This is a genomic window from Acinetobacter sp. YH16038 (assembly GCF_013417275.1).
GTDB lineage: Bacteria > Pseudomonadota > Gammaproteobacteria > Pseudomonadales > Moraxellaceae > Acinetobacter.
In genome coordinates, this window is sequence record NZ_VPEG01000020.1 from 61,027 (window position 1) to 72,158 (window position 11,132).

12 protein-coding genes are annotated in these 11,132 nt (G+C 43.2%); 9 read left to right on the forward strand and 3 right to left on the reverse strand.

The features are described 5' to 3' along the window. Window positions 1-14 precede the first annotated feature (14 nt). Window positions 15-1,472 (reverse strand): tRNA (N6-isopentenyl adenosine(37)-C2)-methylthiotransferase MiaB, encoded by a 1,458-nt coding sequence (gene miaB, locus FTV34_RS10475; RefSeq protein WP_179992786.1) that lies wholly within the window; start codon window positions 1,470-1,472, stop codon window positions 15-17. A 385-nt stretch (window positions 1,473-1,857) separates the two neighbouring features. Between miaB and FTV34_RS10480 the strand changes: the two genes are divergently transcribed. From FTV34_RS10480 to FTV34_RS10505, 6 genes are all read left to right on the forward strand, one after another. Beyond that, a complete protein-coding gene (locus tag FTV34_RS10480; protein ID WP_257218525.1) occupies window positions 1,858-3,741 on the forward strand; it encodes a lytic transglycosylase domain-containing protein in 1,884 nt (627 codons plus the stop codon). 34 nt (window positions 3,742-3,775) lie between these two features. Then, complete coding sequence (locus FTV34_RS10485) at window positions 3,776-4,414, forward strand: ribonuclease I (RefSeq protein ID WP_179992790.1); 639 nt, start codon at window positions 3,776-3,778, stop codon at window positions 4,412-4,414. A gap of 172 nt (window positions 4,415-4,586) precedes the next feature. Next, window positions 4,587-5,573 carry a malate dehydrogenase gene (locus tag FTV34_RS10490; protein ID WP_004786815.1) on the forward strand — a complete coding sequence of 329 codons (987 nt, stop codon included), beginning with the start codon at window positions 4,587-4,589 and terminating at the stop codon, window positions 5,571-5,573. 177 nt (window positions 5,574-5,750) lie between these two features. After that, window positions 5,751-6,029, forward strand: coding sequence for a DUF2789 family protein (locus tag FTV34_RS10495; protein ID WP_004786814.1), 279 nt, complete (start codon window positions 5,751-5,753; stop codon window positions 6,027-6,029). Between the two features lie 46 nt (window positions 6,030-6,075). After that, the gene (locus FTV34_RS10500) at window positions 6,076-6,339 is read left to right on the forward strand and encodes a DUF2789 family protein (RefSeq protein WP_005233812.1); all 264 of its coding nucleotides are present in this window, start codon (window positions 6,076-6,078) and stop codon (window positions 6,337-6,339) included. A gap of 116 nt (window positions 6,340-6,455) precedes the next feature. After that, window positions 6,456-6,713 carry a DUF2789 family protein gene (locus FTV34_RS10505; protein WP_104425715.1) on the forward strand — a complete coding sequence of 86 codons (258 nt, stop codon included), beginning with the start codon at window positions 6,456-6,458 and terminating at the stop codon, window positions 6,711-6,713. Between the two features lie 71 nt (window positions 6,714-6,784). On the opposite strand, the gene FTV34_RS10510 is transcribed toward FTV34_RS10505, so the two are convergent. Then, window positions 6,785-7,312 (reverse strand): hypothetical protein, encoded by a 528-nt coding sequence (locus FTV34_RS10510; RefSeq protein ID WP_180012347.1) that lies wholly within the window; start codon window positions 7,310-7,312, stop codon window positions 6,785-6,787. A 71-nt stretch (window positions 7,313-7,383) separates the two neighbouring features. Next, the gene (locus tag FTV34_RS10515; protein WP_159122608.1) at window positions 7,384-7,986 is read right to left on the reverse strand and encodes a 2OG-Fe(II) oxygenase; all 603 of its coding nucleotides are present in this window, start codon (window positions 7,984-7,986) and stop codon (window positions 7,384-7,386) included. A 113-nt stretch (window positions 7,987-8,099) separates the two neighbouring features. On the opposite strand from FTV34_RS10515, the gene FTV34_RS10520 reads away from it, so the two are divergent. Genes FTV34_RS10520 through FTV34_RS10530 form a run of 3 tightly spaced genes read left to right on the forward strand, consistent with a single transcriptional unit; the run spans window position 8,100 to window position 10,920 of the window. Further along, the gene (locus FTV34_RS10520) at window positions 8,100-8,957 is read left to right on the forward strand and encodes a 23S rRNA (adenine(2030)-N(6))-methyltransferase RlmJ (protein ID WP_004786802.1); all 858 of its coding nucleotides are present in this window, start codon (window positions 8,100-8,102) and stop codon (window positions 8,955-8,957) included. A gap of 37 nt (window positions 8,958-8,994) precedes the next feature. Next, complete coding sequence (gene pssA, locus FTV34_RS10525) at window positions 8,995-9,816, forward strand: CDP-diacylglycerol--serine O-phosphatidyltransferase (protein ID WP_005233819.1); 822 nt, start codon at window positions 8,995-8,997, stop codon at window positions 9,814-9,816. A gap of 24 nt (window positions 9,817-9,840) precedes the next feature. Beyond that, complete coding sequence (locus tag FTV34_RS10530; protein ID WP_180012345.1) at window positions 9,841-10,920, forward strand: DUF6670 family protein; 1,080 nt, start codon at window positions 9,841-9,843, stop codon at window positions 10,918-10,920. The last annotated feature ends 212 nt before the right edge of the window (window positions 10,921-11,132 follow it).

Consider the following 11,132-nt stretch of genomic DNA (forward strand, 5'->3'; position numbering starts at 1 on the left):
TTATATGCTCTACATTACGCCACGTCAGGCTCAAGATTCAAGAGCTCACCGTAAACTAAATTTAAAGTTTTAATTTCGGTGATTTCGATCTCTGCAAAGCGTCCTACCCACGATGCATCACCAATAAAGGTGACATAACGGGTATTGTCTGCTGTACCCACCAGAACATTCGGATCTTTATCAGAAACTTTCTCAACCAGTACGCGCTGGACTGTACCGAGCATAGCATCTGTTTTACGAATACTGGACTGTTTAATCCACTCCTGAACTTTGGCCAGACGCTCTTTTTTCACCTGTTCAGGTGTTGTATCTTCCAGCTCTGCAGCAGGGGTGCCCGGACGTTTTGAATAAACAAAACTATAAGAGTGATCGAAATCCAGATCCTGAATAAACTGATAGGTTTCTTCGAAGTTCTCATCGGTTTCGCCCGGGAAGCCGATAATAAAGTCTGAAGATAAATGCATGTCTGGACGAACTTTACGTAACTTTTCGATTTTCTCGATATACACATCAATGGTGTGGTTACGTTTCATCGCCTGCAATACATCATTGGAACCGCTTTGTACCGGCAGATGCAGATGCGACACCATCTGTGGCAGGTCACGGTAGCACTGGATCAAATCATCATTGAATTCCAGTGGATGCGAAGTGGTATAACGAATACGGCCGATCCCCGGAATTTCTGCAACCAAACGTAACAGATCGGCAAAAGTACAGATTTTACCGTCAAAGGTCTCACCGCGATAACCATTTACGTTCTGACCGAGCAGGGAAATTTCACGCACACCTTTTTCTGCTAAGCCAGCAATTTCAGCCAGAACGTCATCCAGCGGGCGAGATACTTCTTCGCCACGTGTATATGGAACTACACAGAATGAACAGTATTTTGAGCAGCCTTCCATGATCGAAACAAAGGCCTTATAACCTTCAACACGCGGTTCAGGCAGGAAGTCAAATTTTTCGATGTCCGGGAACGAAATATCGACCAGTTTAATTTTTTCTTTTTTCGGTTTTTCGACCTGCTCAAAATGCTGGTCCAGCATTTGCGGTAAACGGTGCAGGGTTTGCGGACCAAAAATCATGTCTACATAATTGGCACGTTTCTGGATATTGTCACCTTCCTGAGAAGCCACACATCCACCGACACCAATAATCAGATCCGGATTTTTTTCTTTCAGCTTGCGCCAGCGGCCCAATTCTGAGAATACTTTTTCTTGTGCCTTTTCACGGATCGAGCAGGTATTCATCAGCAGAATATCCGCTTCTTTAGGATCAGTGGTCAGCACATAGCCGTGGGAATCGCCCAGCAGATCTGCCATACGGTGACTGTCATACTCATTCATCTGACACCCTTGCGTTTCGATATACAGTTTTTTAACTGAACCATCGATGGCTGGGGTGTGCGCTGGCTGGGTGACAGTGTTTTCTGAGGCAGCTGGGGCACCATTCGGAATGAAGGTTTGAACCGTCATGTAGGCTCCTACAAGGTAATACGTCGAAAGAGTGAACGAATAACCTGTTTGCATAGGCAAACGGGTAAATAAAAATTCAATTCACGTTCTGAAATCTTTAAAAGGCGCATATTTTAGCAGGAAAGTCGCTTAAACTTATAGCCTAAAATGCGGCTGGGAAAATATTGATTTATGGACAAAAAGTGTCTGAAAATTAATATTGTCTAATCATAAGGTTACATAAGTGAACAATACAGTGGGTTATAATTTTCCGGCTAACTCTTATGATAGGCAACAGGGGCTGGGCGAAAACTCGATGATAGAAGGCAAATTGATGTTTAAACACACTAAAAATATGAAGAAATATTATAAATTACTAAGCTTGAGTGTGGCGTGTCTCTGTTCAATGAGTGTGCAGGCAGCAGAAGAACAATTTAATGATGCCTTACGCGCGGCAAATGCTGGAAATATCGGACAATTACAACAATATCAGTCTGCCATGCAAAATGATGTCTTGGGCTATTATCCTGAATACTGGATTCTGAACCAGAATCTTGGCTCACAACCTGCCAGTCAAATTATCAGTTTCGCCCAACGTTATCCTCAGTCGGCTATGGCAGAAAAACTCGCAGCCGATTATGTCGAAGAAAAAGTCAAAATGGCTGACTTTTCTACTGCGCAACCAGTTCTGCAATATGTCACCAATGCCGATCCGGCTGAAGCCTGTGCAGTTGCACAAGTCCGTGCCAAAAGTGGCGATCAGCTGGTTTATGCTGAGTTTAAGGATGTTTGGCTAACCACCAATTCTCAACCTGAGTCTTGTACAGGCTTGGGACGCATGATGTTATCCAGTCCGCTTATGACCAATGAAGACCGCCAGCAGCGTTTGTGGGTGCAATTACGTGCTGGTCAGTCTGGACAGGCTATTGCCACTGCACAAGGTTTAGGGCTTAACCTGTCTCTGGCTCAGCTCAATACGATTCAGGCCAATCCAACCAATTATTTATGGTCAGCCCCTAAAAGTACTGCCGCTGATCATGCCTATCTGATTTATGCGTTGGGGCGTCTGGCAGATAGCGATCTTGATTCAGCAATGTCCATTGTAAAACGTACTGCTGAAGGCACACCGGTACAAGTACAAAAAACACTATTCAGAACTGTGGGTTATATCGGCGGCACTACGGTAATGAAAAATAACTTCAACCGTGAAGTGCTGAACTATCTGGATGCCAGTTATGGTTTGCCATTTAGTCCGGAAGAAGCCGAAATTTATGCCCGTCAGGCGATTCGTTTTAGTGCCTGGGAAAGTCTGATTCGTGCCATTGATGCCATGAGTGTGAACCAGAAACAGGAAGACCGCTGGCAATATTGGCTGGCACGTGCCAGTGAACAGCGCACAGATCGCGCTTCAAAACAGGCGGCAGAAAGTATCTATAAAAAACTGGCAGTCGGTGAGGATTATCATAACCTGCTAGCGCGAGATAGATTAGGCCAGTTAACGGCTTCTACACCGAACTCGGCACAGCCATCCAGCCAGGCCATGCAACGCCTGAACCAAGATATTCATTTCCGCCGTGCCTTTGTCTTGCGTAGTATTAATGCGCCAGAGAATTATATTAACCGTGAATGGAACTGGGCAGTTCGACAGGCTTATTTAAGAAAAGATGACGATTTACTGTTGGCAGCAGCCAAACGTGCGATGGATATGGGCTGGTATGACCGTGCCATTTATGCAGCAGATCGTACTGCGGACAAGCATAATTACAATTATCGTTATCCGATGCCACATCAGAATTATGTCGTGAGCCATAGCCGTAATGCTGGCATTGATGCCGCTTGGGCTTATGGTTTGATGCGTCAGGAAAGCCGGTTTAATACCGGCGCACGCTCTCATGTAGGCGCTGGTGGTTTGATGCAAATCATGCCGGACACCGCCAAACTGGTTGCTCGTCAAATGGGTGAGACTTATAACCCCGCAGCCTTAACCGATATGAACACCAATATCCGTTACGGAACTTACTATTTATCAACAATTCAGCGTCAATTGAGCAATAGTCCAGTACTGGCTACAGCAGGTTATAATGCCGGCCCGAACCGTGCCCGCCGTTGGCAACCCGAATTCCAAAGTATTGCTGCGGATCAATATACCGAAACCATTCCTTTACTGGAAACGCGAGATTATGTGAAACATGTCATGACGAACGCGACATATTACGGTATTTTATTGGGACAGGGCGCACAATCGGTCGGTAAGCGTATGCAAGCCATTCCGTTACGTAATACACCATAGCATTCAAAAAATCTAAGGGAAGGATAGTTTGTTGATCAAGGGAATAAGGGGTGCTCAAATTTCTGCTGGATGGGCTGCGCTTTTATTTTTAGCAGCAAGTCCAGCTGCCTTTGCACTGCCAACGGGTTATGTCATGGACATCCAGATGGTACCGGCACTTTGCAGTCTGGATCCGGCCTACAGTAAAAAAAGAAAATGTCTTGAAGGTTATTCCCTAAATATTTCTGGTCTCTATCCTCAAACCACATCAACACATTGCACTACTACCAGTTCTGCGAAGTTACCGCCTTTGCAGGCTAAAGTGGTGGCCCGTATCATGCCGGATGAAAATACCCGCGCATTGCTCTGGCATAATATTGGTGGTTGTATTCCGATGAATGCCACGCAGTATTTTCGTACCGTGATCAATCATGCTGATCGTCTGAAAGTTCCTGAAGAACTCACCGAGCAGGAAAGTCATACCGTTTCCATTGATATGCTGCGTTCCAAATTTCTGAAAATCAATCCGCAACTGCCTTCAACAGCATTGCGCTTTAACTGCCATCAGACCCGCGCATCCAGCCTGCTGACCTCCATCCAGGTCTGCTATAACGCCAATGGGGGTTATAAAGGCTGTCCTGCAAACATTATTAATACATGCCCAAAAACTGTCACAATAAAAGGGACATACTAAGCTTTTTAGCCAAATTAATTTATATTTCCTATCATACTTTTGTTGAAATCCATTCTCTTTTACATGCATCTCGAAGAGGATTGGAGTACAATCTTTGCCGTTTATGATTATTAAGATTAGATAGAACAGCTATTTAATCATTATGACGATCCTCTCAATTGGAGATAATTACATGAAGCAACCTGTTCGCGTTGCCGTTACTGGCGCTGCTGGTCAAATTGGTTACAGCCTATTATTCCGTATCGCAAGCGGTGAAATGCTTGGTAAAGACCAACCAGTTATTCTTCAATTATTAGAAATTCCTGTTGAGAAAGCTCAGCAAGCGCTTAAAGGCGTAATGATGGAACTAGACGACTGTGCTTTCCCATTATTGGCGGGCATGATCGGTACTGATGATCCTAAAGTAGCTTTCAAAGATGCAGACTATGCTCTATTAGTTGGTTCACGTCCACGTGGTCCTGGTATGGAACGTGCTGACCTGCTTAAAGTAAATGGCGAAATCTTCATTGGTCAAGGCCAAGCACTGAACGAAGTTGCTAGCCGTGATGTTAAAGTTCTTGTTGTAGGTAACCCTGCTAACACTAACGCTTACATCGCAATGAAATCTGCTCCAGATCTTCCAGCGAAAAACTTCACAGCAATGTTGCGTCTTGACCACAACCGTGCGTTAACTCAACTTGCTCAAAAAGCGGGTGTTGCAGTTTCTGACATCGAAAACATGACTGTTTGGGGTAACCACTCTCCAACAATGTATGCTGACTACCGTTTTGCGAACGTAAACGGCGAAAGCTTGAAAGACAAAATCAACGATGCAGCTTGGAACAAAGACGTATTCCTTCCAACTGTTGGTAAACGTGGTGCTGCGATCATCGAAGCACGTGGTTTGTCTTCTGCTGCTTCTGCTGCAAACGCTGCAATCGACCATATGCGCGATTGGGCTCTTGGCACAAACGGAAAATGGGTAACTATGGGTATTCCTTCTGACGGTTCTTATGGTATTCCTGAAGGCGTAATGTTCGGTTTCCCTGTAACTACTGAAAACGGTGAATACAAAATCGTTCAAGGTCTTGAAATCGACGAATTCAGCCGTGAACGTATCAACGTTACACTGAACGAGCTTGAAGAAGAGCGCGCTGCAGTTGCTGACATGATCAAATAATTTAATCTTTTTAAGATTAAGTTAAAAAAGCACTCCATTGGGGGTGCTTTTTTATTGCTATTTCTAAAAAATTTAAAGAACAAAAAATAACATCTTGTGAAGGAGGGACAACTGAACTTTGCGAGTGGCTCATCTAGTTTAATAAGAAGAATCATCAACAAAAGAGGAGGTACTGAGATGTTAGAGCAGCGACCTACCATGGAACTTTTTTTTGAGCAACTCGGCTTGGATTCAAGCCCGGAAGCAATCGATGAATTTATCAAAACCCATCAGATTGGGATGGACGTCCCCTTACATAAAGCTCCTTTCTGGACCAAAAACCAACATGATTTTCTGATTGGTCACTGGAAAGAAGATGATGACTGGGCAATTTTTGTAGATGTACTCAATGAGCAATTGCATATTGAGGCGGAAGGAAGTGGTTCTTGTGATCTACCTTCTTCTAAGCGTCAATAATATTTTCAAATCAATGAACTGATTATTTTTATGATGGAGTGAGCGAATGGTATTAGAACAGCAAGTGACTTTAGAATTATTATTTGAGCAATTAGGCTTGCCTGCTGATGAAGCATCAATTGATGAATTTACCAAAAATCATCAGCTACCATCAGACGTGATTTTGCCGGATGCAGATTTCTGGAATGAGGGGCAAAGCGCTTTTCTTCGCGAACACTGGCATCAGGATGATGAATGGATCGTAATCATTGATAAACTGAACCAGCTTTTACATGTCGAAAGTGATAAAGAAGGCCCTGAAAGCAATTAAAGTTTCTTTATACAAAAAGACACAACAAAACCTAGTCCTTTGACTAGGTTTTTTTTGTCTTATCTTATAAGTTAGTCCTATAAATAACTACAATATATCTGATATAAGGAGGGCATATGCTCGGGAAGAACCAACCATCCTTAGAACTGTTATTTTCTCAACTCGGCCTGGCTAACAGCCCGGCGGCAATTGAGCTTTATATACGTACTCATCAGCTACCTGCCCATATGTCACTGCATGAAGCACCGTTCTGGAATAAAGCGCAGCGTTCGCTGTTAATTAGTCATCTGGTACAGGATGATGACTGGGCAATCTGGATTGATGAACTGAATCAGCAATTGCATCTGGATGCAGATCGACGCCGTCTGGCTTGAGTCAATTAAATTAATTCATAAAAAATGCCTCATCAATGTGAGGCATTTTTATAAGAACAGATTTCGTTGTTTTAATGCATACGGCTACGCAGAATCTGAATAAACCATTCCAGTTGACGATATTCATCAAATGCCGGATGCTGGCCTACCAGTTCATGGTCAAACTGGGCCGTTTTACTGTATTTATTTAACCAGTGACGAGTCATGGCAGGCTCTTTCTTACTGGCAGATGCATAAGCCAGGAAGAAATAAATGTCCGCATGCTCATAATTGGTCATTGGTTTTAGAATCTGCTGGGTAATAAGCGCATAATGATCTTCTTTGGTCAGCTCAAAGTAGATCATATAGGCTTTGGCCAGGTGTAAAGACAGATTGATATACAAATCCAGTGGCATTTCTTCAAATTCAATCCGGCCTTGCTCCAGCAGAACAATCGCTTCTTGCAGGAAATGCGCCTGCTCTTGACGTAACTGACTGATGGTCACCAGTTGCAGACGAAGATCAGCCCGTTCAAGCGCCAGCTCAGGCGTATTGCCATTTAAAAACAGCTGATCTGTTTCACCAATGCGTGCAATGATCTCTTTGGGGGTTGGTCGCATGAACGCAGTCCTCATATCTCAATGATTGCTATATGAGGCTGAAAATTGAAATTTAAAGCGTTGAAAAAGGATTAGAGCAAACAGGTATCACTTCTTAACCAGGCGGTGATTGATAAACGTTGATGTTTGGCTTTTAAAACTTCATGCATTAAATCACTTTGGAAGAAGGCAATACGGTTTGGTTTAGGCTGGATAATATGCCATTGATCATTTTTATCCTGCAGATGTAGTTCGCCGCCCCAGTTATCTTGCCAATCATCATGCAGATAATAAACCGCAGAAATCATCCGGCCATTTTTGCCTTGAGGATTATCGCGATGCAGGGCATAGAACTCACCCGCGTTATAGCAGGCAAAATGGGCTTCCACATCTTTAATGCCGAGGAAGAAAGCGCGGTTCAGCTCATGACCTAAAGCCTGTAAGGTTTGCACATGCTGGTTAGAAATTTCCAGATCTTCATTGAGCCAGAGAATGTGATCACTGCGGATATTGCTGACTACGCCATTCTGAATGGCTGCATCACGAAAGCGTTCCAGATTACTGGTACATTCAGCAATCAGCTGTTCAACATAGGATGGGGCATAAGCATTGTCGATCATGCTAAAACCATGCTGATCTAGATCATCAATAATCTGATCAACTGGCCAGGTTGCCGGGAGTTGAACTGCTTCCATAGAAACTCACCTAGAAGGGTAAATTGGGGTCGCGCTATTCTATGTAAGAATCGGGTCTGAACGAAACTATTTTTCATGTTAAAATAGCGGTTGATATTAGGAATTAATGAAACATGAATTACCGTCACCATTACCATGCTGGCAACTTTGCCGATGTCATGAAGCATGTATTGTTGCTTCAATTATTGACTCGACTCAATGCAAAAGATAAACCATATCGCTATGTAGATACACATGGTGGTGCAGGTAAATATGATTTATCCACCTCTGAAGCGCAAAAGTCAGGGGAATTCCTGAACGGTATTCATCGTCTGATCAAGCTGGATGATTCGGTCAAGCGTAATGCGCCAGAAGGCGTACAACAATATTTAAAAATTGTTGAGAAAATGCGTGAAAACTTTGGTAAAGGTGCATATCCGGGTTCACCTTGGTTTGCACTGGAAGGCATGCGTGAAATTGACAAGGCCACCATTTTTGAAATGCAGCGTGATGTGTTCCAGCAGTTACGTCATAACATTTTTGACAAACGCGCCGGTTTGCATGAGCGTGATGCGTATGAAGGCTTGCTCGCAGTCATTCCACCGAAAGAAAAACGTGGTCTGGTGATGATCGATCCGCCGTATGAGCTGGAGCGTAAAGACTTCCCACAGCTGGTTGAATTACTGGTTGCTGCTTATAAAAAATGGCCGACAGGCGTATTTGCAGTTTGGTACCCAATTAAAGACCGTGCCATGATTGAACGTTTCGAGAAGAAAATGTTCAAGACCGGGATTCGCCGTCAGTTGGTATGTGAAATCTGTGTATGGCCAGATGATACACCAGTGGGTTTAAATGGTTGTGGTTTACTGGTGATTAACCCACCTTGGAAGTTCTCTGAAGATGCAGACGAAGCGCTGCAATGGTTATTCCCGCATTTGCGTATGCAGGAAAATGGCGGTCATGCAGCAGTTCGTTGGTTAGTAGGCGAATAATATTTTAAAGATCGGGTCATAGTTAGGATCGACAAGAATGACAAGTACAAATAAGCCGGAACACGAATCTTCGAAAGATTTGCCATTTGATGGCATCACCTTCGAGGTGGAAGAGGTAGAGCATACCCAGGAAGGGCAAAGAGTTAAGCGTCGAGGTATCTATCTGTGGCCTAACCTGATTACAACCGCTGCGTTGTTATCAGGCTTTTACTCGATTATTGCCAGTATGAATGGCGAATTTCAGCAAGCTATTTATGCCATTTTCTTGGCAGCTTTATTTGATGGTCTCGATGGTCGTGTGGCACGTGCGATTGGGGCACAAAGTCCATTCGGTGAACAGTTCGACTCACTATCCGATATGCTGGCATTTGGGGTGGCACCGGCTATTTTGATGTATAGCTGGGGATTAAGTGATTTAGGCCGTATCGGTCTGGCGGCTTGTTTTGTCTATACGGCTTGTGCAGCTTTCCGTCTAGCCCGCTTTAACGTTCAGATTGGAGTGGTGGATAAACGCTATTTTATTGGCGTTGCGAGTCCATTAGCAGCCGTCATTATTATTTCACTGGTCTGGGTAGGATTGGACTTCCCGGCTGTGTTTGATATTCGTGATTTTACTGTACAAATCATTAATGCTGCAATTATTGTAATCGTTGGCTTATTGATGATTTCTAATATCAAATACTATTCATTTAAAACCGTAGAGCGTAGACGGGTACCGTTTTTCGTGTTGCCGATCGCGGTGTTTATCTTTGCAGCGATGACTTATAATATTCCGGTAGGGATTCTCGTGATCTCTGTCATCTATGCCTTGTCTGGTTTCCTTACAACCTTTATGGCAAAAAGACAGAGTACCTTATAACAATATAAAAATAAGGAGTTTGAGATGCAGTTTCTTCAAGATTTTCTAGATCGTTCGAAACAGCTGAATCAGACTCCTGCTGTTTCCCAGCATAATCTTGCCTATCATGGGCCAAACCAGAAATATAAAATTATTCATCAGGGCCTGACGCTTCCTGATCTGCCTGCACCCCTTCATTATCTTAATTTTCTGAGTATTATTGGTCAGCCTAATGCACCGATGTTGGCTAACCCGAGTGCTATTCAAACCAATGCACTGGATACAGCCACAGTAATCTGTAGTACCAGTCCGCATATGGCGGGACAATTAAATTGCTATTCAATCAAAAAGGATTGCAAGTTTCAGTATGGCCTGTTTCAGTTTCTAGATCGTGAAAAACTGACCGGCGACTTTCCACATTTTCGTTTACAACGTTTTGATTCTGAACTGGGCTTTGATCTCAGCATCCATACGACCAATCTGATTTCACACTTTACCCAAATGCGCTTTGCACTGGCTGATCATTGGTCTTTGCTTTGTTATTGTCAGGGCACCTTACATTATAAAGATCAGAAATACCTTATCGAGAGTTTAGGTAGTTTTGAATTTGCACGAAGCTTTAATTTTCCCTATTTGCCTTTAGCCTTTCTGACTTATCAGATTATTAACCTGAGTGAAGGACGGCAATTATTGTTGGCACAAATTCGAGATAGTCTGAACAGCATTGTGCAGTCACGAATTTATCTGCGTGACTTGAAAAATATGACCAGTCAAATGTTCGATCAAAAAGTCTATTTCAAGGTGCATCGGGTTTATCCGAGTGTGACTACTCCAAATGGGCAAAAGATGTATCTGCCGCGTGAGTTTGAATGGTGCTATGAAGATGGCAAAGGAATGCAGATCTGGCTGCAGGGACAAAGCCGAGGAGATTTCAAATTTGGTCTGGCTGCGGGTTATGTTGGAAGCTTTAATTACGAAGTTAGAATTAATGGCGAGACTGAGCATGGGGACGGGGGCTACTGTGAATATATAGATTGCCGCTCCTTGCGCTTTCAGGAACACAATAAAAAAGAGAAATTATTAAGTACATTGGCCAATCCTATACCTTTAATGCTCAAAAAATAGGGAAAATCGGCATTTTTGTAGAAATAATAATCAACTGAAGTATTTTCTTAAAAATAGGGGTTGCGCTTGCTTGGGATTGGTCTATAATGCACATCCATCGGCGGTGATGAAGATTAAAACTTCTGATAAAACAGTAACTTAGCATGAGATGGTTGAGTTGGGTTTTAGAAAGAAAGTTTAAAAATAATTTTCATTACTGGTTGACTTTCTAG

Bases quoted from the DNA above. Each gene is read 5' to 3' on its own strand.
- miaB (WP_179992786.1), bottom strand. From the start codon at position 1,472: ATGACGGTTCAAACCTTCATTCCGAATGGTGCCCCAGCTGCCTCAGAA.
- FTV34_RS10480 (WP_257218525.1), top strand. From the start codon at position 1,858: ATGAGTGTGCAGGCAGCAGAAGAACAATTTAATGATGCCTTACGCGCG.
- FTV34_RS10490 (WP_004786815.1), top strand. From the start codon at position 4,587: ATGAAGCAACCTGTTCGCGTTGCCGTTACTGGCGCTGCTGGTCAAATT.
- FTV34_RS10495 (WP_004786814.1), top strand. From the start codon at position 5,751: ATGTTAGAGCAGCGACCTACCATGGAACTTTTTTTTGAGCAACTCGGC.
- FTV34_RS10500 (WP_005233812.1), top strand. From the start codon at position 6,076: ATGGTATTAGAACAGCAAGTGACTTTAGAATTATTATTTGAGCAATTA.
- FTV34_RS10505 (WP_104425715.1), top strand. From the start codon at position 6,456: ATGCTCGGGAAGAACCAACCATCCTTAGAACTGTTATTTTCTCAACTC.
- FTV34_RS10510 (WP_180012347.1), bottom strand. From the start codon at position 7,312: ATGCGACCAACCCCCAAAGAGATCATTGCACGCATTGGTGAAACAGAT.
- FTV34_RS10515 (WP_159122608.1), bottom strand. From the start codon at position 7,986: ATGGAAGCAGTTCAACTCCCGGCAACCTGGCCAGTTGATCAGATTATT.
- FTV34_RS10520 (WP_004786802.1), top strand. From the start codon at position 8,100: ATGAATTACCGTCACCATTACCATGCTGGCAACTTTGCCGATGTCATG.
- pssA (WP_005233819.1), top strand. From the start codon at position 8,995: ATGACAAGTACAAATAAGCCGGAACACGAATCTTCGAAAGATTTGCCA.
- FTV34_RS10530 (WP_180012345.1), top strand. From the start codon at position 9,841: ATGCAGTTTCTTCAAGATTTTCTAGATCGTTCGAAACAGCTGAATCAG.